The 21,459-nt window shown below is 62.4% G+C and carries 19 protein-coding genes; 6 read left to right on the top strand and 13 right to left on the bottom strand.

What is annotated here, in order from left to right; all coding sequences use genetic code 11:
• Positions 1-182: 182 nt before the first annotated feature.
• Both hslU and hslV read right to left on the bottom strand, forming a co-directional pair.
• A complete protein-coding gene (gene hslU, locus G4G27_RS00620) occupies positions 183-1,478 on the bottom strand; it encodes an ATP-dependent protease ATPase subunit HslU (RefSeq protein WP_183111179.1) in 1,296 nt (431 codons plus the stop codon).
• Positions 1,479-1,627: 149 nt separating this feature from the next.
• Positions 1,628-2,176, bottom strand: coding sequence for an ATP-dependent protease subunit HslV (hslV, locus tag G4G27_RS00615; RefSeq protein WP_183111177.1), 549 nt, complete (start codon positions 2,174-2,176; stop codon positions 1,628-1,630).
• Between the two features lie 145 nt (positions 2,177-2,321).
• On the opposite strand from hslV, the gene G4G27_RS00610 reads away from it, so the two are divergent.
• Positions 2,322-3,515: a Yip1 family protein gene (locus G4G27_RS00610; protein ID WP_183111175.1), complete on the top strand. Its 1,194-nt coding sequence runs from the start codon at positions 2,322-2,324 to the stop codon at positions 3,513-3,515.
• 12 nt (positions 3,516-3,527) lie between these two features.
• Here the strand turns inward: G4G27_RS00610 and G4G27_RS00605 are convergent, their stop codons facing one another.
• From G4G27_RS00605 to rutB, 5 genes are all read right to left on the bottom strand, one after another.
• Complete coding sequence (locus G4G27_RS00605; RefSeq protein WP_183111173.1) at positions 3,528-4,421, bottom strand: alpha/beta hydrolase; 894 nt, start codon at positions 4,419-4,421, stop codon at positions 3,528-3,530.
• A 172-nt stretch (positions 4,422-4,593) separates the two neighbouring features.
• A complete protein-coding gene (rutA, locus tag G4G27_RS00600) occupies positions 4,594-5,655 on the bottom strand; it encodes a pyrimidine utilization protein A (protein WP_183111171.1) in 1,062 nt (353 codons plus the stop codon).
• A 4-nt stretch (positions 5,656-5,659) separates the two neighbouring features.
• Positions 5,660-6,436, bottom strand: a complete 777-nt coding sequence (rutD, locus tag G4G27_RS00595) for a pyrimidine utilization protein D (RefSeq protein ID WP_183111170.1) — start codon at positions 6,434-6,436, stop codon at positions 5,660-5,662.
• Entirely contained in the window at positions 6,436-6,819 is a 384-nt protein-coding gene (rutC, locus tag G4G27_RS00590; protein WP_183111169.1) for a pyrimidine utilization protein C, read from the bottom strand. The genes rutD and rutC overlap by 1 nt, the downstream gene beginning before the upstream one ends.
• A 103-nt stretch (positions 6,820-6,922) precedes the next feature.
• Positions 6,923-7,684, bottom strand: coding sequence for a pyrimidine utilization protein B (gene rutB, locus G4G27_RS00585; RefSeq protein WP_183111168.1), 762 nt, complete (start codon positions 7,682-7,684; stop codon positions 6,923-6,925).
• Positions 7,685-8,240: 556 nt separating this feature from the next.
• Here rutB and G4G27_RS00580 point away from each other — a divergent pair.
• Positions 8,241-9,731, top strand: coding sequence for a PLP-dependent aminotransferase family protein (locus G4G27_RS00580; RefSeq protein ID WP_183111167.1), 1,491 nt, complete (start codon positions 8,241-8,243; stop codon positions 9,729-9,731).
• Here the strand turns inward: G4G27_RS00580 and G4G27_RS00575 are convergent.
• Positions 9,725-10,720 carry a transporter gene (locus G4G27_RS00575; protein WP_202049641.1) on the bottom strand — a complete coding sequence of 332 codons (996 nt, stop codon included), beginning with the start codon at positions 10,718-10,720 and terminating at the stop codon, positions 9,725-9,727. The genes G4G27_RS00580 and G4G27_RS00575 overlap by 7 nt on opposite strands.
• 394 nt (positions 10,721-11,114) lie before the next feature.
• Here G4G27_RS00575 and G4G27_RS00570 point away from each other — a divergent pair, with 394 nt between their 5' ends.
• Genes G4G27_RS00570 through G4G27_RS00560 form a run of 3 tightly spaced genes read left to right on the top strand, consistent with a single transcriptional unit; the run spans position 11,115 to position 12,705 of the window.
• Entirely contained in the window at positions 11,115-11,576 is a 462-nt protein-coding gene (locus tag G4G27_RS00570) for a cytochrome P460 family protein (protein WP_183111166.1), read from the top strand.
• A gap of 35 nt (positions 11,577-11,611) precedes the next feature.
• The gene (locus G4G27_RS00565) at positions 11,612-12,214 is read left to right on the top strand and encodes a hypothetical protein (protein ID WP_183111165.1); all 603 of its coding nucleotides are present in this window, start codon (positions 11,612-11,614) and stop codon (positions 12,212-12,214) included.
• 50 nt (positions 12,215-12,264) lie between these two features.
• Complete coding sequence (locus G4G27_RS00560) at positions 12,265-12,705, top strand: nuclear transport factor 2 family protein (RefSeq protein WP_183111164.1); 441 nt, start codon at positions 12,265-12,267, stop codon at positions 12,703-12,705.
• Here G4G27_RS00560 and G4G27_RS00555 read toward each other — a convergent pair.
• Complete coding sequence (locus G4G27_RS00555) at positions 12,695-14,206, bottom strand: malonyl-CoA synthase (RefSeq protein ID WP_183111163.1); 1,512 nt, start codon at positions 14,204-14,206, stop codon at positions 12,695-12,697. The two genes, G4G27_RS00560 and G4G27_RS00555, sit on opposite strands and share 11 nt — an antisense overlap.
• Before the next feature lie 392 nt (positions 14,207-14,598).
• On the opposite strand from G4G27_RS00555, the gene G4G27_RS00550 reads away from it, so the two are divergent.
• Positions 14,599-15,009 (top strand): nuclear transport factor 2 family protein, encoded by a 411-nt coding sequence (locus tag G4G27_RS00550; RefSeq protein WP_183111162.1) that lies wholly within the window; start codon positions 14,599-14,601, stop codon positions 15,007-15,009.
• Positions 15,010-15,087: 78 nt separating this feature from the next.
• Here G4G27_RS00550 and G4G27_RS00545 read toward each other — a convergent pair whose 3' ends face one another.
• The 4 genes from G4G27_RS00545 to G4G27_RS00530 form a co-directional block, all read right to left on the bottom strand.
• Positions 15,088-15,468 (bottom strand): response regulator, encoded by a 381-nt coding sequence (locus G4G27_RS00545; RefSeq protein WP_183111161.1) that lies wholly within the window; start codon positions 15,466-15,468, stop codon positions 15,088-15,090.
• A 217-nt stretch (positions 15,469-15,685) separates the two neighbouring features.
• Entirely contained in the window at positions 15,686-16,363 is a 678-nt protein-coding gene (locus G4G27_RS00540; protein ID WP_183111160.1) for a hypothetical protein, read from the bottom strand.
• A 235-nt stretch (positions 16,364-16,598) separates the two neighbouring features.
• Entirely contained in the window at positions 16,599-18,905 is a 2,307-nt protein-coding gene (locus G4G27_RS00535; RefSeq protein WP_183111159.1) for an arylsulfatase, read from the bottom strand.
• Between the two features lie 56 nt (positions 18,906-18,961).
• Positions 18,962-21,436: a TonB-dependent receptor gene (locus G4G27_RS00530; RefSeq protein WP_183111157.1), complete on the bottom strand. Its 2,475-nt coding sequence runs from the start codon at positions 21,434-21,436 to the stop codon at positions 18,962-18,964.
• Positions 21,437-21,459 lie beyond the last annotated feature (23 nt).

Genomic DNA, 21,459 nt, shown 5'->3' with positions numbered 1-21,459 from the left:
GCGGGGATCGGGAAAGCGGAAGGGTGACTTCCCAGGAACTATCCCCTCCCCGTTCGTGCTGAGCTTGTCGAAGCACCGTTCTTTTCTTGCCCGCCGGGAGAAAGAAGAACGGCCCTTCGACAGGCTCAGCGCGAACGGGGTGGGGTCAGCGCGGAAAACGGCGACGTCAAATTGGCTCGCTGCTACAGCACGAACCGCGACAGATCCGTATTGCGCGCAATGCTCGCCAACTGGCTTTCGACATAAGCGGCATTGACCACCACCGTCTCGCCGCTGCGGTCCTCGGCGGTGAAGCTCACTTCCTCAAGCAATTTCTCCATCACCGTCTGCAGCCGGCGCGCACCGATATTCTCGATCTCGCCATTCACTTCCGCCGCGATCTTGGCGACGGCGGCGATGCCGTCTTCGGTGAAGTTGACGGTCACGCCCTCGGTCGCGATCAGCGCCTTATATTGCTGCGGCAGCGACGCCTTGGTGTCGCTCAGGATCGCGACGAAATCCGCCTCGGTCAACGCTTTCAGTTCGACCCGGATCGGCAAACGGCCCTGCAGTTCGGGCAGCAGGTCGCTCGGCTTGGCGACATGAAAAGCGCCGCTGGCGATGAACAGGATATGGTCGGTCTTCATCGGCCCATATTTGGTCGCGACGGTCGTGCCCTCGATCAGCGGCAACAGGTCGCGCTGTACGCCCTCGCGGCTGACGCTCGCCCCGCCGCGTTGTTCGCTGACCGCGATCTTGTCGATCTCATCGAGGAAGACGATGCCGTTCGCCTCGGCATCGGCCAGCGCGGTGCGGCTGACCTCCTCCTGGTCGAGCCTTTTGTCGGCCTCTTCCTCGACCAGTTTCTCCCATGCATTGGGCACGGTAAGCTTGCGGCGCTTGAGCTGATTGCCGCCCAACGCCTTGCCCATCATCTCGCTCAAATTGATCATGCCCATCTGGCCGGGCACTTCGAACGGCATCTGCGTTTGCGCTTCGAGTTCGATCTCGATCTCGGTATTGTCGAGATGCCCGTCGGCCATGCGCTGGCGAAACGCCTCGCGCGTCGCCTCGCTCGCGCCTTTGCCGGTCAGCGCGTCGAGCAGGCGGATCATCGCCGCTTCTTCGGCCTTGTCCTTGACCGCGACACGGCGACGTTCCTTTTCCAGGCGCACCGCTTCCTCGACCAGGTCGCGCGCGATCTGCTCGACGTCGCGGCCGACATAGCCGACCTCGGTGAACTTGGTCGCCTCGACCTTGATGAACGGCGCGTCGGCAAGCTTGGCGAGACGGCGGCTGATCTCGGTCTTGCCGCAGCCGGTCGGGCCGATCATCAGAATGTTCTTCGGGGATACCTCATCGCGCAGATCGGCGCCGAGGCGCTGACGGCGCCAGCGATTGCGCAGCGCGACCGCAACCGCGCGCTTGGCGTCGCGCTGGCCGATGATGTGCTCGTCGAGTGCGGCGACAATGGCTTTGGGGGTGAGTGCGTCGTTCATTCTAAACTCCCCCCTCCCTGGAAGGGAGGGGTAAGGGGTGGGTGAGCGATGGCGGGGCTCGATGCCCCGCTATCGCTTCGGACTAGGGCGGACGCTCGCTTTGCTCGCAACCCACCCCCGGCCCCTCCCTTTCAGGGAGGGGAGAAAAGTCAGGCCGTTTCCAACGTCTCAATCGTCAGCCGGTCATTAGTGTAAACGCAGACCTCAGCCGCAATCGCCATCGCCTTGCGGCAGATCGTCTCGGCATCCTGTTCGTAATCGACCAGCGCGCGAGCGGCGGCGAGGGCGTAATTGCCGCCCGACCCGATCGCCGCGACCCCGGCCTCCGGCTCCAGCACATCGCCATTGCCGGTCAGGATCAGCGTCACTTCCTTGTCGGCGACGATCATCATCGCCTCCAGGTTGCGCAGATATTTGTCAGTGCGCCAGTCCTTGGCCAGCTCGACCGCGGCACGGAGCAATTGCCCGTGGTGCTGTTCGAGTTTGCGTTCGAGGCGTTCGAACAAGGTGAAGGCATCGGCGGTCGCGCCGGCAAAGCCGCCGATCACTGATCCATCGCCGAGACGGCGGACCTTCTTCGCATTGGGTTTCATCACGGTCTGACCCATCGAGACCTGGCCATCGCCCGCGACGACGACTTTGCCGTTTCGGCGCACGGAGAGAATTGTCGTGCCGTGCCACGTCATGGTATCGCTCATGGCGGCGGATATGGGATGGACGCGGCCTTCGCGCAATCGGCTACACGCAATGAACGCGCGCATGTCGCCTTGGTCCTATCTTTCGGCGGAAATGCCGATAGCATCCGCATGGGGAAAATCCGCATATGCGACAGGGGAATTGACCATGGCGACGCAGCTTCCAGAAGATAATGGTTCGACGGGAATGGTGGACCGGATCAAGCGACTGTTGATGACACCCGCCGCCGAATGGGACCGGATCGACAGCGAACCGATGACGGTCAAGGGCATCTTCACCGGCTGGGTGGTGCCGCTCGCGGCGATCGGCCCGGTGGCGGCGCTGATCGGATCACTCGTGTTCGGCTATGGCGCCTATGGCATCACCTATCGCCCGTCGATCACCAGCGCACTGACCACGGCGGTGATCGGATATGCATTGGCGCTGGGCAGCACCTATGTGCTGGCGCTGATCATCGATGCGCTCGCGCCGAGCTTCGGCGCGACCAAGAACCCGGTGTCCGCGATGAAGGTCGCAGCGTTCAGCGCCACTGCGGGCTGGCTGGCCGGTATCTTCCAGATCCTGCCGGCGCTCATGATCCTCGGCCTGCTCGGCCTGTACAGCCTTTATCTACTGTGGATCGGCCTGCCGAAGCTGATGAAGGCCCCCGCCGACAAGGCCGTGCCCTATGTTCTTATCACCATGGTCGTGGCGGTGGTCGTGTTCATCGTGGTCGGCACGATCGCCGGCGCAGTGTCGGCACAGATCGCGCGGCCGTTGATCAGCGCAAGCACCGGGACGACAAGTGGCACGGTCAACGTGCCGGGCATGGGCAGTGTCGACCTCGGCAAGATCGAGGAGGCGGGCAAGAAGATGGAGGCTGCAACCGCGCGGATGCAGGCCAATGCGGCGAGCGGCAAGACCGATGCGGTGCCGGCGGCGGCGTTGCAGGCGATGCTGCCCGCGTCGATCGCCGGTTTCGCGCGCGGCGATACCGAATCGACCAGCGGCGGCGCCAGCGGCATCGGCGCCAGCACTGCGCAGGGCAAGTATAGTGCAGGCGACCAGCATTTCACCCTGTCGGTGGCCGATATGTCCGCGCTGGGCGCGCTTGCCACGCTTGGCGGTGCGCTGAACGTCCAGTCGAACAAGCAGACCTCGACCGGTTACGAAAAGACCGAGATGGTCGGCGGCGCGATGGTCACCGAGAAATGGGACAGCGCCGAGAAGCGCGGCAAATATGAGACGATGGCCGCGAGCCGCTTCCTCGTCAGCGCCGAGGGCAATGTCACCGATATCGCCACGCTGAAACAGGCGGTCGCGGCGGTTGACGCGAGCAAGCTCGCTGCGTTGGCGCCCTGATCGCTCCAGTCGTCAGTGCGAATTCGCTTTCAGGAAATCGCTGCTTTCCTTGAGCGTGGGTGAGCGGCTCCGAAACGGTTTCGACAGGCCCATTACCAGATCATTGTGACTCTGTCCGGGGTAGAGCCGGAGTGTCACCGGCGCGCCCAGTTCTTTCAGCCGTTTCGCGAGATGTTCGGCATTATAGGGCCGTACGACATCATCGGCGGTGCCGGCGGCGAGCCATAAAGGCGGCGCATCCTTGCGCGCGAACTGGATCGGCTGCGTTTCGAGCAGGCGTGGCCAGTGGCTCATCGCATCGATGCTGCGCTTCTTTTCGAACGGGTAGAAGTCATACGGTCCGGCAAGCAGCGCGGCGGCGCGGACGATGCCGGGATCGACACCGATATCGGTCAGCCAGTGCCGGTCGAGCGCGAGCATCGCGGCATTATAGGCGCCCGCCGAATGGCCGGACAAAGTGATCCGTTTCGGATCGCCGCCATAGCGCGCGATAGTGTCGCGCACCCATTTGACCGCAAGCGCGCTGTCCTGGACGAACACGGGGAAGCGCACGCCGGGCACCAGCCGGTAATCGGGAAGCACCGCGATGAAACCCTGCGCGGCAAAGGCGCGGCCGGCAAAGCCATATTCGCCGCGCGATCCTTTCACCCAGCCGCCGCCATAATAGAAGATCACCACCGGAAGGGGTGTGGCGTCGGCGCGTTGCCGGGGTGCCCAGACATCGAGCTTCTGCGCCGGGTCGGTGCCATAGGCGACGCCGTCCGCGACCTGTTCGGCATTGCCGTCGCCCGGGGTGTGCGAATTGATGAAGTTGAGCACGCCCGGCGGTGAGGCGAAGAGCAGGATCAAGCCGAGCGCCGCCACGATGGCGACGATGGCGATCAGCAATTTGATCCAGATCGACATTGCGGCGCTCCTTCTTTCTCCCCTCCCTGCAAGGGAGGGGTTGGGGGTGGGTGCGCGCGTCCGCGCGCTTATAAAGATTCGTCGCGCCAAGCCCGAAGCATCGGAACGGGCATCGAGCCCGCTCCGATGCTTACCCACCCCCGGCCCCTCCCTTGCAGGGAGGGGAGATAAGTCACTTATTCCGGCTTTTCATCAGCGGTTGAATCCGCGTGCCGAACGCCTCCACCCCTTCGACAAAATCGTCGAAGGTGAGCAGCACGCCGCCGGTATTGGGCACTTCCGCCATCTCGTCGAGCATCCGCGCGATGCTCTTATAGGACCCAACCAGCGTACCCATATTGATATTGACCGCGCCCTCCGGCGCGGCGAGCTGGCGGACATTGGTCGAGGCGTTGTGCTTGTCGGCTGCCCCCTGCTCGGCGAGCCAGGAGATCGCGTCGATATCGACGCCGTCATTATAGCTTTTCCACTTCGCCATTGCCGCTTCGTCGGTTTCGTCGGCGATGATCATCACCAGCACGAAGATCGACACATCGCGCCCGGTCTTCGCAGTCGCCGCCGCGAGGCGTGCATTGTTCGAGGAGAAAGCGGTCGGCGTGTTGACGCCCTTGCCGAGGCAGAAAGCGTAATCCGCCCATTTGGCCGAGAAAGCGAGACCCTCGTCCGAGCTGCCCGCGCAAATGATCTTCATATCGCCTTCGGGCTTGGGGCGGACGAGGCAATCGTCCATCTGGTAATATTGGCCCTTCAGGTCGCTTCGCCCGGTTTCCCATAACTCACGGAGAATCTGGGCATATTCGTCGAGCATCTGATAGCGGTTGCGGAAATGCTCGTCGCCGGGCCACAAACCCATTTGGCTATATTCGGGCCGCTGCCACCCGGTGATCAGGTTAAGGCCGAAACGCCCATGGCTGATCGAATCGATCGTGTTGCACATGCGCGCGGCAAAGGCCGGCGGGATCACCAAAGTCGGGCAGGTCGCGTAGATCTTGATCTTCTCGGTCACCGCTGCGAGGCCGGCCATCAGCGTGAAGCTTTCCAGGCCATACTCCCAGAACTCGGTCTTGCCGCCAAAGCCGCGCAGCTTGATCATCGAGAGCAGGAAATCGAGTCCGTGCTTCTCCGCACTCTGCGCGATCTGCTTGTTGAGATCGAAGCTCGGCATATATTGCGGCGCGTTCTCGCTGATCAGCCAGCCATTATTGTTGATGGGGACGAAGACTCCGACCTGCATTGGCTTAGCTCCTCAGAAAATCGAGAATGAGTGCGTTGAAGGTATCGGGATCGGTGACGTTGCATGCGTGGCCGCCCCATTTCATGGTCTCGAGCCGGGCGCCGGGGATGGCGTCTGCGAGCGATTGGGAACAACCCGGCGGCACCAGCCCGTCATCGCCACTTGCGAGCAGCAGCGTCGGCACGACCAGTTTCGCGAGACGTTCCATCACATCGAAGCGCACCGCTTCGAGGATGCGCTGCTCGACCATCTCGGCGGGGAAGGCTGCGATATGCGCGGCCTCTTCCTCCTCCAGTTCCGCATGATGATCGGAGATCCATTGCGGTGGATAGAGAAAGATTGGCTGTGCGTGGACATAGTCACGCACACCGCCATGACGCAGCAGGCTCAGCCGCGTGTCGAAACAACGTGCGGTATAGGGATCGGGCTGCCCCCAGCCATTGACCACCACCAGCCGATCGACCCGCGCCGGCGCATCGAGCGCGAGCGCGAGACCGCCCATGCCGCCAATGGCGTGCCCCATGATCGAGGCGCTCGGGATATTCAGCGCGTCCATCAGCGCGAGCATATCGTCGCCGATGCTTTCGATGCGCGGCGTGACCGTTCGGTCCGAACGCCCGGTACCGCGATGATCATAAGCGATGACGTGAAAATGCTCAGTGAGCGCAGCGATGTTCGGGCGCCAGTAACTCGCCGATCCGCCCATGCCCGACGACAGGATAAGCGGCGGCGCATCTATGAAGCCTTGGGTTTCGTAATAAAGACCCGCGGCCTCGGGCATCAACTGATATGTGCCACGCTGGCGATCTCGACCAGGCAATCGGGCTTCACCAGATCGCATCGAATGCAGTAGCGCGCGGGCTTCGCGCCGGGAAAATACTCGGCATAGACCGCATTGAACGCGGCATAATCGGCCAGATCCTTGAGGAAGATATGGTTCATCGCCACGTCCTCCAGCGTCGCACCGCCGGCCTCGAGCGTGATCTTGATGACGTCGAGAATATGGCGGGTCTGCGCCGCCGCATCACCGACATGCAGCACCGCGCCGCCTTCGCCGAGCGCGAGCACACCCGAGACATAGACGGTGTTACCTGCCCTGGCGCCAGCCGAATAGGGCGCGATCGGGGTGGGGAATTGCGACGGGTTGATCGGGGTAAAGGGCATTTGGGCTTCCTATCTTCCGTTCGTGCTGAGCTTGTCGAAGCACCGTTCTTTCTTCTTCCGACGGTCGAAAAGAAGAACGACGTTGGCCTGCGGCCCGACAAGCTCAGGGTGAACGGGTGGTGGTAGCTGGATCGCTGTCGGCGATTTGCCCGAACGTGCCGCAGAAATCGGGCACGGTCGACACCCAGCCGAAGAATTTCTCGACATTATAGACGGTCGCGGCCTGCAAATAGTCCGGCCCGAGATGATGCGTCGCATCCTCCAGCATCACGCCGAAATATTCGAGGTGGAAGCCGTCGCGCAGCGTGCTTTCGACGCAGACATTGGTGGCGATGCCGACGAACACGATGTTGCGGATGCCGCGTGCGCGGAGCGTGCTGTCGAGTTGCGAATTGAAGAAGGCGGAATAGCGTGTCTTGTGCACGCGCAGATCGCCCGGTTGCGGGGTCAGCGCATCGACGATCTCATAATCCCAGCCGCCGCGCGCGAGCAATCGCCCGTGCAATTCGGGCCGCGCGCGCATCGTCTTCAGCGCGTTCGACTTGTGCCAGTTGGGCGAGCCGGGGCCGCCGGCTTCGGCATAGTCCGGGTCCCAGCCATTTTGCAGATAGACGATCTGCACCCCGGCGTGCCGCGCGGTATCGAGCACCGCCGCGACCCGATCGATCGCGCCCGCCGCGCCGGAGATGTCGAACCCGGCAAGATCGACATAACCGCCGGGCGAGGCATAGGCGTTCTGCATGTCGATCACGACGATCGCGGTTTCATCGACCGCGACACGCAACGGCTCGGGCCGAGCGGGCAAGGTGACGTAGCGCTTGCCCTCGACCGTCGGCGACGAATTCACGGTCGTGTTTGCGGACATCGGCACCTCGTTACAGTCGAAGCAGGCAAGTGTGACGGGCGCGGGGCGGTATCGCAAGGGGTGGGGGGACTTTGCGTGGGCGATCGTTGAATGGCTGGACCGCAAGCGATGGACAGCCGAAGCCAGCCACTGCTGGCAGTTCCGCCCAAACGGCTTTGGGTTCTGAGGGACGCCTATGCACATTTGCCGAGATAGCGGGTGGCCGATGGCGGTTGAATCATTGGCCGGCGGCAGCCGTGGACAGTTGTAAGAGATATGGGACACCGGTTGTGCCACATCTTTTGCGGGTACGCGGAGAGATATGGGACACCGTAACGTTGCGTATCTCCAAGGCGAGACTCGTGACGCGAACCGCATATATTTCATGATATCAATAGTTTATGCAAGATGCCGCGCAACGCTTATGGCCCGTTTCTCGACTTCGCACGAAACGAACGGAGGTCGCCGGGCGACACCCGACCGGCCGACCGGGCCGTTCGCCGTCAGCGGCATTGTAATGGCGGCAGCATTGTCGTTCACTCAATGCCGCTCGGCGTGACTCAAGCGGGACCAATGTGTGGAAATCTTTGAGATCGAGCTGGATATCGGATCGGCGGAAACCCCGCATCGGGCACGTCGCCTGCATCAGCAACTGAAAGCGGCCATTGTCGGCGGCGAGTTGAAGCCGGGTACCAAGCTGCCCTCGAGCCGCCAGTCGGCCACATTGTTCGGCATGGCGCGGACGACCGTCGTCGGTGTTTATGACCAGTTGCTTGGCGAAGGGTATCTGACCGCGCGGCACGGGTCGGGCACTTATGTCGCGGACAGCCCGCCATCGCTTCCCGCCGCGCGCGCGGCGGACACGCCAGTGCCGGAACATCGGCTGAACCCGTTCTGGTTCCGGCACGACGTGACATCGGCCTTTGGTTTCTTCGATGACCGCAGCGCGATCGTCCCGGCACCGGAGGGCGAGCGGTTCGATTTTCGCCCGGGCCTGGTCGACCTGAAGAATTTTCCGTTCGACATCTGGCGCCGAGTGTCCGCGCAAAAGGAGCGCGCATTCGAGCGGGCACCGTTCAACTATGGCGATCCGCAGGGCGACCGCGATCTGCGCTCGGCGGTGTCGATGCATTTGTCGGTGATGCGCGGGGTCGCATGTCATGCCGACGACCTGATCATCACCAGCGGGGCACAGCAAGCGTTCGACCTGCTCGCGCGGATCCTGGTCGATCCGGGCCGCACCAGGGTTGCGGTCGAGGAGCCGGGTTACGGGCCGACGCGCATTCCCTTCGCCGCGGCCGGCGCGACGCTGTATCCGGTAGAGGTCGATGCCGAGGGCATGATCGTCGGGCAATTGCCGGCCGATATCGACATCATCTGCGTCAGCCCTTCACATCAGTTTCCGCTTGGATCGACGCTGTCGAAAAAGCGCCGCGCGGCGCTGATCCAGTTCGCGCGCGATCATGGGGCGATCATCATCGAGGATGATTATGACGGGGAGTTCCGCGCCAAGGGTGGGCCGATCAAGGCGCTGAAGAGCGCCGACGAGGACGACGTCGTGTTCTATGTCGGCACCTTCTCCAAATCGACCTTGCCCAATATCCGGCTCGGTTTCGTCCTGCCCCCATCCTGGGCGACGCAAGCGCTGGTCACCGCGAAGATCTGCATCGACGGGCCCTGCTCGCTGCCGGCCCAGACGGCGATGACCGGCTTCATCGCTGGCGGGCATCTGACGCGTCACATCGCGCGGATGCGGCGCCTTTATGGCGAGCGCCGGCAGTTGCTGCTCGACCTGTTGCGCGACGACTTCGCCGATTGGCTCGATCCGATCGAGTCGGCTTACGGCATGCATGTGACCGCCCTGTCGAACGGGGCGATCGATGTCGACGCGGTGATCGCGACGCTGGCGCGGCGCAATGTCGAGATCCGCAGCTTGCGGCGATATTATCTTGGCGCGGCGAGCCATGCCGGGCTGGTGTTCGGGCTGGGATCGATGGACCTGCCGGCGATGCGCCGCGCCATGGCGCTGGTCCATGATGTGATGCGGGAAGCGCCGCCGGCTCAATAGACGTAATTGATTGCCACCGCCGGCGTGATCGAGGCGCTGTTGTGACGCCCCTTCGGAATGAAACGCGCCGCGAACAGGATGCCGAGATTGGCTTTCCAGCTATATTCGACGCCCGGCGCGATCGCGAAGGTCGTGCTCACGTTGGAGCGATAGCGGACCGGCAGCGGATCGGCCAAATCGCGAATATCGAAACCGGCCACACGCGTCGGCCCTTCATGATTACGGATCAGGTCGAGCGCCAGCACCCAGCTTCGCGTCAGGCTATATTCGCCGGACAGGCCGATGGTGAAGGACCCGCCCGGCATGGCGTGGCCGCGAAAGCCGTCCCCGGTGCCGTACACGCTGACATCGTTCAGCGTCGCCTTACTGGAAAAGGCATTCGAGACATTCAGCCGGGCCCGGAAGATGCGGCCATTGGGCAGCCAGAAATAATGCTGCGCATAGAGCGATAGCGTGGTGGTGTGGGCGCCGCTGCCGAGCCCATCGCCCGGCCGGTCACCGAGCCGGTCATGCTTTCCGGTGGGCAGGCTGTGCTGCAACGACACGGCGATCGCCGGAATCGATTTCGCGGCGTCGAACGAGGTCAGGCGAAGCTGCGCCGAAAAGGTCAGGTCGCCAAAACCGACGCCCGAACCATCGCGGCCATTCTTCACCGCATTGAAACCGAATGACGGCTTCACGCCCAGCGTCACACCGTCGGTGATCCCGTAGAGCAGATAGGTCAGCGAGCCGAAGCCGTGCGATGTCGCGTTGATCCGGTCATAGACATACGTCTCGATCAGCGCATGACCGCGCGGCAGGGTCGCCGCCGAATTGGCCATCATCGGCCCGGTCCACCAGGCATCGTCGAGCTTCTGACGTTCGACCGTCGCGGGAAGCGCCACAATTTCCTGCGCCAGGCCGGGCATTGGCGATAGTCCGGCGGCAACACCGCAAAGCAGCAAGGCCGGATGCATGATCATGGACGGGCGGAAAAAGCGGTGGCGCATTGATGACTTTCCGTTCCGCCGGGGCAGTTGATGGCGCTGAGTGACTGACGGTGCCGCGATACGGGCGGGGCCAATTGACCAGCCCTCCGGGTGCGAGACGTGGATCGGCCAAACGCTCCGGACAATGTCCACTATGGGCTGTTTTACCCGGTCCACTTTCGGCGGTCCGCGTGAAGTGCCTGGGCCGCATGAACTGCCCGGGTTCGCAAATGTCATCCGAAAGTCTCTCGCCGATGGTCGGGTCGGTGGCGCTACGACGCCACGCGCCGCACCCAAATCCGATTCCTGCGCTCAAAGCCGGATGACGGCGGCCTTGCCAGGCGGGCCAAGTGGTCTCGTCGAAATTCATCGAAGTGGTCGTTGTCGGTCGCCAAGCGGCACCGCATCCAGAGCCATGACCGCTTTCAAGATCATCCTGCTCGGTTGCATCGCCACGCTGACGATCGGCGCAAGCGACGATAGCGAGGTCGCCTACCCGCAAGGCTTTCGCGAATGGACTCATGTCACCAGCAGCTATGTCGGCGAAGGCAATCCTTCCTTTCCGAAATATGCCGGCATCCATCATATCTATGCCAATCAGCCCGCGATGACGGGTTATCGAACGGGTGCGTTCCCGCTCGGTTCGGTCATCGCGTTCGACCTGCATGCACCGAAGACCGGTCCGGGCAGTATCCAGCCCGGTGCCCGCATGCTGGTCGACGTGATGGAGAAGAGGCGCGACGGCTGGCGCTTCATCGAATTCCTCGGCGACAGCCGGACCGAGGTCGCCGTCACGGGGGCTCAGGGCGTCACGCGCTGCATGGCCTGCCACACCAAGGCGCAGCGCGACGGCGTCTTCAGCCGCCTGGACGGCTGAACGCGCACCCTCACCGCCAACATTAGGAAATCCCCATGGGCAAGATCGCCCGACTTTCGATCCGGACGCTGATCGCCAGTGCGATCGTCGCGCTTCAACCGGCGCCGGCGATCGCCCAGTCCACCGCACCGACGGCACGGCCCGACGGGCGAGTCATGCCGGTCTTGCGCGACGGGAGCCGCGATTTCGATTTCGAGTTCGGATCATGGACCGCGCACATCGCGCGCCGCACCAAACCACTCACCGGATCAACCGAATGGGTCGAGTATGACGGCAGCTCGGTGGTGCGCAAAGTGTGGGGCGGCAAGGCCAATCTCGGCGAGCTCAATGTGTCGGGTCCAGCCGGGCAGATCGAAGGCCTGAGCCTCAGGCTCTACGATCCGGCATCGCATCAATGGAAGGTCAGCTGGGCGAGCAGCCGCGACGGCGGGATCACACGGGCGATGATCGGCGGTTTCGACGCCAGCGGGCGCGGTGAATTCTACAATGAAGACACGCTCGGCGACCGCCAGATCTTCGTGCGCTTCATCTTCACTCCGGTGGTCGACAAGGCGTTCCGGATCGAACAATCCTTTTCCGGCGATGCGGGCAAGACCTGGGAAGTGAACTGGATCTCCGATTTCAAGCGAGTGCCTTGAATGCCCGGACGACGCTGTCACAACAAGCCGACCGAACCGGGGAATCGACGATGAAGCTTTTGATTTCGATGCTTGCGCTCGCCACGGCGTCACCCCCCCTCGCCGCGCCGGCGGATCGCGCTGCCGACACGCTGGTCGCCTTCGCGGATAGGTTCGACCAGGCGCAGCTGACCAAGGATGGCGCCGCGCTCGAACGGATGGTGTCCGACGATCTGGTGTTCATCGACGGATCGGGCAAGCGGCTCGGCAAGCGTGACTTCATCGAAGGGTGGACCGCACCCGACGACCGCTTCGAGCCGATCGTGCTGGTCGACCGCACGGTGACGGAACTGGGTCCGGATGCCGGTGTGGTCGGCGCGGAAACGCTGTTGAAGGGCAGTTCGGGCGGCAAGAGCTTCGCCAGCCGCTTCCGCTTTTCCGACACCTTCCGCCGCATCAAGGGCGAGTGGCGCGCAGTGCATATCCAGGTCACGCGGATGCCTAACCCGTAAAACTGTCCCCATAGTCGGCGCGCAGCACGGTCTTCTGCACCTTGCCCATCGCGTTCTTGGGCAGGGCATCGACAAAGACGATACGGCGCGGCTGTTTGAAGCGCGCCAGACTGTCCGCCAGCAACGCCTTGACCCGCCCGGAATCGGCAAATCCGGTTTCGCGCGGCACGACGACCGCGACCACGCCCTCGCCGAGATCGGGGTGCGGCACGCCGATCACCGCCGATTCATGGATTTCCTCAAGCTCGTCGAGTGCGGTTTCGACCTCTGCCGGATAGACGTTGTAACCGCCCGAAATGATCAGGTCCTTGGCCCGGCCGACGATCGAGACGTAACCGCGGTCATCGATCAAACCCAGATCGCCGGACAGGAAATGCCCGTCATGGAATTCCGCTGCGGTCTTTTCGGGCATTCGCCAATATCCCTTGAACACGTTGGGACCGGCAATCGCGATCATCCCGACCTCGCCCTGCGCCAGCGGCGCGTGGTTTTCGGGATCGACGGTGCGGATCGATACGCCGGGCAGCGGGAAACCCACCGTGCCGGCGCGCCGGTCGCCGTCATAGGGGTTCGACGTGTTCATGTTGGTTTCGGTCATGCCATAGCGTTCGAGGATCGCGTGCCCGGTACGGCCCGCAAACTCACGATGGATGTCGGCGGAGAGCGGTGCCGAGCCCGACACGAACAAGCGGATATGGCCGACCAGATCGCGCGTGAAGCGCGGCTCGCCCAGCAATCTGATATAGAAGGTCGGCACGCCCATCATGACCGTCGCATGCGGTAATTCGCGCAGCACCGCTTCGGCATCGAATTTGGCCAGGAAGCGCATCGATCCGCCAGCGGCGAGCATGATGTTGGTCGCGACGAACAGGCCGTGCGTGTGGAAGATCGGCAGCGCGTGGAGCAGCACATCATCGCCGGTGAAGCGCCAATACTCCTTCAGCGTAAAGGCGTTGGAGGCGAGATTATCGTGGCTGAGCATCGCGCCCTTGGACCGGCCCGTCGTTCCCGAGGTGTAGAGGATCGCCGCGAGATCATCGTCGTCGCGCTCGACCGTCTCGAACAGGGCGGGCTGCGACGCAGCGATCGCCGGCAGCGATCCGCCGCCCGACGCATCGAGCGTTTCGACCCGGGCGATTCCGGCAGCCGCCGCGAGCGTTTCGATCCGGGTCTGGCTGGCGGGATCGCACACGAACAACGCAGGTTCGGCATCGCGCATGAAATAGTCGAGCTCGCCCGCCGTGTAGGCCGGGTTGAGCGGCAGAAACACCGCACCCGCACGAACGCAGGCAAGGTAGAGGATCAGCAACTCAATGCTCTTTTCCGCCTGCACCGCGACCCGATCGCCGATCGCGACGCCCAGTTTAGTCAACGCGTTGGCGTAGCGCGCCGTTTCGATCTCCAGGTCGCCATAAGTGACGACCCTGCCGTCGGATAGATGTGCGAACGGCTTGGTATCGTTTGGAAAGCAAGCGGCGAGCCGGCTGTAGAGATTGCTCATCGATTCCGCCTCAGTCCGCTTTGTTTGGGCAGCGCCTTGAAGCGCGGAACCGGCGATGGCGCAACAGGCGATCGGCTGGCCGAGTAGCGAGCGGGGCGCGATACTCGCCCGGGTTGCGGTCCAGGACGTGAGTCGGTTTAAAGTTTGGAACGCGTGTTGCCATGATTGCTGTGCTAGCGGCGGTCGAACGGCGCTTGAATCAACCAGGGCGGTGAAGAATGGGGGAGATATGGGACACCGGTCGTGTCATATCTTTGGTGCGGCGATATGCTGAAAATTCTGTAATTTATCCTCGACAATCAATTAATTAGCGGAATTTCGGTACAATCCTGCGAAAGCCGTGCGGCTATTCGGTCAAGGTTGTTGCATCAAGTTGACGAAAGGGATCGGCGATGGATGATAGTGCAAGCGACGACATCCTCACCGTCCTGACGCGCTACGCCGCGGCATGGCGTGCCGGGGACCTGCAGGCGATCATGTCATGCTATCATGACGACTTCACGCTTCATTATTTCGGGACGAGCCCGCTGGCCGGCGTGCATCGCGGCAAGGGTGCAGCGCTGGCCGTACTGGCGGATTTCTCCCGCCGGTCGCGGCGACGCCTGATCGAGATCAGCGACATAGCCGCGGGCGCCACGCGCGGCGTGATCCTGGCGCGCGAGGAGATTTCGATCGGGGGACGTCCGGTCGAGATCGACCGCACGCTGATCTATGCCGTCAGGGATTCCCTGCTGGCCGAATGCTGGGTGCTCGATCAGGATCAACGCCTGATCGACGAGATGCTTCAGCAGGTTGTTGATTAGGGGGGTGCAAACGTCATCGTTGTGCAAAGCCGGACATTTAATATTGTGTCCCCGAAATATGGGGGATGAGCCGGCGGATTATTGCGCGCGCTTCTTCCCGGTCGCCGCCTTTCGCAGAACGCCAAGGAAACCACGCACGTCGGCGACCAGCCTTGCCTTGTCGAAGCAGGCAAATGCGCCATGTTCCAGCGCCTCAGCTGCTGCGGGACTTTCGCTCCTGGTGGACGAAGAGACCACGACGATCGGCGCGTGAGTCCGGGTCGACAGCTCGTCAAGAAATTCGAGGCCGCCGATATCCGGCATCGACAGGTCGAGCGTCACGACGTCGTGAGAAATGGTACGCATCATCTGCCGCGCTTCGTCCACGCTGGAAGCGATACCGGCCACTTCGAATTGATGATCGTGAAGCAGAACCTGCTCCATCATCGCGCGAATTGTGACCGAATCGTCGATGATCAAAACCGCGATTCTTTGCATCGTTCAATCAGGCCCTTCCGTCGCAACAGGATAAGCCCGAAACGGGCTTTATCGCAATTCGGCTAAACGGTTAACGCATGAGCGTCGAGCCAGCCGCATGATGCAACCAAGCTGGCTCAACCTGCCCCCGACGCCGCATAGATACTCCAAATAATAACATGGGCGGACGTCGCCCAGACTCGTGCCGCCCGCGTCATAATCAGCGCAGCGAGCGGAAGGCTGCTCGCAGTTTCTGTGTCAGGATCGCTGGCTGCTCCCACGCCGCGAAATGCCCGCCCTTTTCCACCTGATTATAGTGGATGAGGTTAGGATAGGCCCGCTCGGCCCAGCTTTGCGGACACTGGTAAAGCTCGTCCGGAAAGGCGGTAATTGCGACCGGAACTTTGACGCCCATCGGGGCGAAGAAGGGAAGCTTGTTCTCGCGATACAGGCGCGCTCCGGAAATTGCCGAGTTGGTCAGCCAGGTCAAAGTGATATTATCGAGTATGTCGTCGCGCGTGAGCCCCTCATGTTCGTCCGCGAACACGCGGGCGATAAGCCGATAGCTGCGCAGATCGTGATCGATGAACCAGGCCGCGAGCCCCACCGGGGAGTCCGCAAGGCCGTACAGCGTCTGCGGGTGGTTCGCCATTAGCTGGGCGTACGACACGCCATGGGCGAAGAAGAAGCTGATGCGCTCGAACGCCTGGCGCTCCTCGCTCGAAAGTTCCGCCGGCGGCCCGTTGCCGGAGTGCAGAGCGCTTGCCACTTCCGCGGGCACGGCCGAAGGCATGTTGGCGTGAATGCTGAGAAGTCCAGGGGGCGCTTGGACGCCGATCTGCTCTGTGACAATCGCGCCCCAATCGCCGCCCTGTGCGACGAAGCGGTCATAGCCCAACCATGCTGCGCCGAGAAGCAGGAGGTGGACGCTGGGCCAACAGGGTCGGGAACAGCCACCTGCCGTTCCGATGACGCGAGCGAGCAATGCTCCCGTTCGACGAATGAAGACGCTGCAGAGGTTCGTCAGCGTCCATGCGACCGTCCACTACCACTTCAATCTCGAACGCCATCTCGTCGATCGTCAGACTTTCAAAGCACCCCGCTCAGCCGCCCAAGCTGAGTGGTGTCAGCTGTCAGCGGGTCGGCCCCACATCGATCACGACCTTGTCGATCGTGCCGGGATAAACGAACGGGCTGGCATAATCGTCGGACAGCGTCGTTCCGTAATCGCGCCCGATCGACGCACCGCCTTCGCTGACGAGAAGAGCGCCGATCGTGCGGGGCACGCGACCGCGCGATACTTCCCGTCCGTCGATCAGGATGCGAACGCTTGCGCCCATTCCGCGACCACCGCCGTCGTACACGATATCAGCGACGATCTTGTGTGCGCCCGGCTTCAGCACGTCGCCGCCGGTGATGCGCGTCTTGTCACGGTCGAGGATCGAGGCGTTGTACAGGAAGGCGGGTCGCCCGTTCATCATAAGTAACCCCCAGCCGCCCAGCCGACTGCCTTGCGCGACCAGGGCACCGTCGCCGCCGGTTTCGGGAACGACGATGTCGGCTGTCACCTGCCACGATCGGTTCATGATATTGGCAAAGCTGTACCGCGACAGACGCTGGTCGCTGTTTCGGTATACGAAGCGGGTCTGCCCGTTGGAAAGAAACGGACGCGCCGCCGCCGCCGACACCCCGGCGGGCAAGCCAACCTGATTGCGCGCCGCGACCGCCGCATAAGCCTGCTTCAATTCGGCAAGTTTGGCCGGGTTTTTCGCGGCGAGGTCGCGCGACTGACTGAAGTCGCTGTTCAGGTCGTAGAGCTGCCACTCGACGGGCGTGCCGCTTGCTGGAGGCGCCTCCTTATCCCACGGCATCACCCGGGGCGTCGTCGCGGCGAGCCAACCTTTCTCGTAGAAGGCGATATTTTCCCGCAGTTCCCAATATTGTTCTTCGTCCCGGCTGGCGGCGTTCGGCTGTCGGAAAGTATACGCCAAACTGGTGCCCGCCAGCGGCATCTGCTTCACCCCATGAACGGATTCGGGAATGGCGATGCCCGCCGCCTCGTAGAGTGTTGGCGCGATGTCGGTCACGTTCGTGAATTGGGTCCGCATCTGTCCCGGCTTCTGAAGCCCCCTCGGCCAGCTCACGACCATACCGTTGCGCACGCCGCCCAGGTGCGAGGCAATCGCTTTGCCCCATTGAAAGGGCGTGTTCATCGCCCACGCCCAGCCGATCCCGTAATTGTTCCATGAGTGCTTCGTTCCAAAGTCGTCGATCCTGGCAAGTTGATCCTGCAGCGTGTCGGGCATTGCGTTCTTGCCGCGGGCGATCTCGTCCATCGTTCCGATCGGGGACCCCTCCATGCTGGCGCCGTTGTCGCCCTGAATGAAGACGATCAGCGTGTTGTCGAAGTCGCCATTGTCCTTCACCGCCTGGATCAAACGACCGATTTGATCGTCGGCGAAGGCGAGTTGCGCGGCATAGATTTCCATCATGCGGGCCTCCACGCGCTTTGCGTCCGGGGTCAGTGAGTCCCAGGCGGGGATCACGGGCGGGCGCGGCGTCAGGGCAGCGGTCGAGGGGATGACGCCGGTCTTTTTCTGGCGTGCAAAGCTTGCGTCGCGAACCTTGTCCCACCCCTGATCGAAATGACCCTTGAAGCGGGCGATCCAGTCAGGCGGTGCCTGATGGGGCGAGTGCGCGGAACCGGGCGCGTAATAGATCAGGAACGGCGCATCGGGACTCACGCTACGCTGAGTATTCATCCACTTTATGGCGTGGTCGGCCAGATCACGATCCAGGATGTAGTTCGGATCGTCCTGCGGTGCCTCCCTCCACTCTCGATTCTCATAGAGCGCGGGTGCGAACTGGTTGGTCGCACCGCCGAGGAAGCCGTAAAAATAGTCAAAGCCAAGCCCGGTAGGCCAATGATCAAACGGGCCGACGGGCGTGTCCTCCCATAGCGGCGCGTTGTGATGCTTGCCAAACATCGCCGTGTTATAGCCGTTCATGCCGAGCACTTCGGCAAACGTTGCCGCCGAACGCGGAATGACCGAATTATAGCCTGGGGCGGGTGCCGCTTCTTCGCTGATGACGCCGAAGCCCACTTCGTGAGGGTTGCGCCCCGTGAGCAGCGCAGCGCGGGTGGGCGAGCACATGGCCGTGGTGTTGAACCGGTTATAGCGCGCGCCCTTGTCCGCCAGCGCGTCGAAAACCGGCGTCGGCACCGGTCCGCCGAAAGTGCTGCTGGCAGCGAAGCCGACATCGTCGGTCATGATGACGATAATGTTCGGCGCGCCCTTCGGGGCTTTCGGCCGTTCCGGATAAGCGCCGACGGACTGGGTCTGCGCGATCACCGGCACAATCCCCGCGTTGAGCGACATCATGGCCGCGATGGCTATGCTCGAAACCTTGGCGGCGCGGCGAAGGAACTGGCGATTCAACACGGCTCTCCTTGATGCAAGGGATGGCGGCTCGGTCGGAACCCGCCGGTGGTGGTTCAGAAACTTTTGCGAACGCTAAGACGCCATTCGCGCGGTGGTGCCGGTGTCGCGGACACGACGCCGATCGGATATTTCAGCGCACTGATGTCGTAATATTTGTCCAGCAGGTTCGAAATCGTGAGAGCGACCTGCAGATCGCGATCATCGTTCATCCACGTGAGACGCGTGTTGACGAGCGCGTATCCCTTCACCCGTGCGCGCGGGTCGTTGTCGACCTGCGGGAAGAAAGACGATTGATAGGAGATGTCGAAGCGTGGCGTGACCGAGCCCTTGCCGTTCGTCACAATCTCGTACTGCATCCCGAGATTGCCCTTCCATTCGGGCGCGAACGGCGCTCGATTATCCAGCGAAATTCCGGTTATCGTCGCCCCGGCGGCACCGATGCGTTTGAAGTCGAAGCCGAGATAGCTGCCCGAGGCATCGATCAGAAGCCCGTCGAGCGGACGGATATTGGCTTCCAGCTCAACGCCCTGAAACTGCGCATCGCCGGCGTTGACCGGAGTCGAATTCAGCACGCTGGTGAGGGTCGGCGACTGGTTGTTGAACAGGATGTCGCTGTACTCGTTGATGAAGAGGGAGCCGTTCAGTCGCAGCACGCGACCGAACAGATCAGCCTTGAATCCCACCTCGTACGCCTGCAACCGCTCCGAATCGAACGGCACTGCCTGATCCAGGACATAAGGACGCGGATTGACGCCGCCCGCGCGATAGCCAGTGGAGAACTGGACATAGGTCATCAACTGATCCGACCATCGATATTGCAGATTGGCGCGGTAATCGACGCTGTTCCCGCGATAACTGCCCGTGACTCCGTTGATCTGGCCTGCCGAGGTGTAGGATGGCAGATTGGGGAAGAACGGGTTCAGGCGACCAAAACTATAGTCCTTGCGATCCTTCGTATAGCGAAGTCCGCCGATCAGCGAGAGTCGATCGGTGATGTTTGCCGTAACATGGGCAAACACCGACTTGCTCTCGGAAGGGATACGGTCGTTGGAGGCGTATATATTCTCGTTTGCCAATCCGGGAAGATTGTAATTGGCCCCCTCGAACCGACCGACCGACTTAAAATAATAGGCGCCGATCGTATAATCCAGAAACTTGTCGAGCAGCGATCCGCCCAGGCGCAATTCCTGAGTGAACTGGTTATAGCGATACGTCGACAATACGGTGTTCAGCCCATACGGCGTCAGGTCGATGTCCGTCGCGTTGCTGCCGGTATAATGCTGGTATGCGGTGATCGAGGTAAGCGTCAGATCATCGGACAGGTCCCAGTCGATCGCACCGGAAATCATCTTCGCACGCAGGCGCATGTTGGGCTGAAGAGCTACCGCCGGGTGCGCGCCCGCTCCGGGGATGCCGTTGAAGCGCGCCGGATCGGTGAACGCCGGGCTTATGTAGGTAGCGTAGCTGAACCGATCCTCCGCGCCTGGGATGAAAATGCGCGGATCGATCCCGGCGGGAATGTTCGCGCGCGTAGTGATGTCCCGCAACTTCTGCGGCGCGACCTGGGAATCATCGGACGTGATCGTGCCGATCAGATTCACCTCGACGTTATCGCTGGGTATAATGCGCAGCGCCAGGCGGCCCGCCTGAAAGTTGCGGCCGCCTTCCTCGCCGGTCTGGCAATTGCCCGACGCGGACGATTGTACGCCGCTGTTCGGATTGAGACAGCCATAGTCGAAGCGTTTGAAGTAGCCGTCGGAGCGCTTCGCCACGCCGGACACGCGCACCATCAGTTTGTCGGGAATCAGCTCGAAATTGGCGGCGCCCTTCAGTTCGAGGCGGTTGAAGCGGCCATAGGCGGCCTCGACATAGCCGCTGTTGCCGCTCTCGGGCTTCTTGGAAAACAGCTTGACCGCGCCACCGATCGAATTGCGGCCCGACAGCGTGCCCTGCGGTCCCCGCAGCACTTCGACCCGATCGAGGTCGAGCAGGTCGAAAATAGAGCCGAAAACGGTGCCGTAATAGACGTCGTCGACGTACATGCCGACGCCCGGCTCGAACGCGAATTGCGAATCTGCCTGGCCGACGCCGCGAATGAAGACCTGCGCAGCACCGCCGTTAGCACCGCCGGCCTGACGCATCGTCACGTTCGGCGCGGCATTGGCGACGTCGAGAATGTTGCTCGCGCCCTTGGACTCAAGCAATGCGCCGTTCAGCGCAGTGATGGCCAACGGGGTGTCTTGAAGGCGTTGGGTACGAAACTGCGCCGTCACGACGATGTCGCCGGTGCTGACCGCGTCGCCGGGGGGTGTGGACTGCGATTCTGAGCCTGTGTCGGGCGCGGCAGACGCAGGCGATGTCTTATCGGGAACAGCGGGTGCCGATTGTTCAGGCGTCACCGCGTCGGCAGACGGCGACTGGGGCTGGGGGTGGCCGTTAATCGTCTGCCCATGTGCGGCCGTGGCCATCAACAGAGCCGCAGTCGAAGCGCCGAACAGCAAACCATGCTTGCGAGTGGTGGTTGTCATGATTGTCCCTCCTCGATTTATTA

Origin of the sequence: Sphingomonas sp. So64.6b (genome assembly GCF_014171475.1) — a bacterium.
In the GTDB taxonomy this organism is placed as follows: domain Bacteria; phylum Pseudomonadota; class Alphaproteobacteria; order Sphingomonadales; family Sphingomonadaceae; genus Sphingomonas; species Sphingomonas alpina_A.
The sequence above is the reverse complement of the archived record's forward strand: the minus strand, read 5'-3'. Positions and strand labels throughout refer to the sequence as shown.

Coding starts and splice junctions, on each gene's coding strand:
- rutD (WP_183111170.1), bottom strand. CDS start 6,436: ATGCCCGAGGCCGCGGGTCTTTATTACGAAACCCAAGGCTTCATAGAT.
- hslV (WP_183111177.1), bottom strand. CDS start 2,176: ATGAGCGATACCATGACGTGGCACGGCACGACAATTCTCTCCGTGCGC.
- G4G27_RS00555 (WP_183111163.1), bottom strand. CDS start 14,206: ATGAGCAATCTCTACAGCCGGCTCGCCGCTTGCTTTCCAAACGATACC.
- G4G27_RS00565 (WP_183111165.1), top strand. CDS start 11,612: ATGGGCAAGATCGCCCGACTTTCGATCCGGACGCTGATCGCCAGTGCG.
- G4G27_RS00550 (WP_183111162.1), top strand. CDS start 14,599: ATGGATGATAGTGCAAGCGACGACATCCTCACCGTCCTGACGCGCTAC.
- G4G27_RS00605 (WP_183111173.1), bottom strand. CDS start 4,421: ATGTCGATCTGGATCAAATTGCTGATCGCCATCGTCGCCATCGTGGCG.
- G4G27_RS00610 (WP_183111175.1), top strand. CDS start 2,322: ATGGCGACGCAGCTTCCAGAAGATAATGGTTCGACGGGAATGGTGGAC.
- G4G27_RS00560 (WP_183111164.1), top strand. CDS start 12,265: ATGAAGCTTTTGATTTCGATGCTTGCGCTCGCCACGGCGTCACCCCCC.
- rutA (WP_183111171.1), bottom strand. CDS start 5,655: ATGCAGGTCGGAGTCTTCGTCCCCATCAACAATAATGGCTGGCTGATC.
- G4G27_RS00575 (WP_202049641.1), bottom strand. CDS start 10,720: ATGCGCCACCGCTTTTTCCGCCCGTCCATGATCATGCATCCGGCCTTG.
- G4G27_RS00530 (WP_183111157.1), bottom strand. CDS start 21,436: ATGACAACCACCACTCGCAAGCATGGTTTGCTGTTCGGCGCTTCGACT.
- rutC (WP_183111169.1), bottom strand. CDS start 6,819: ATGCCCTTTACCCCGATCAACCCGTCGCAATTCCCCACCCCGATCGCG.
- rutB (WP_183111168.1), bottom strand. CDS start 7,684: ATGTCCGCAAACACGACCGTGAATTCGTCGCCGACGGTCGAGGGCAAG.
- G4G27_RS00570 (WP_183111166.1), top strand. CDS start 11,115: ATGACCGCTTTCAAGATCATCCTGCTCGGTTGCATCGCCACGCTGACG.
- hslU (WP_183111179.1), bottom strand. CDS start 1,478: ATGAACGACGCACTCACCCCCAAAGCCATTGTCGCCGCACTCGACGAG.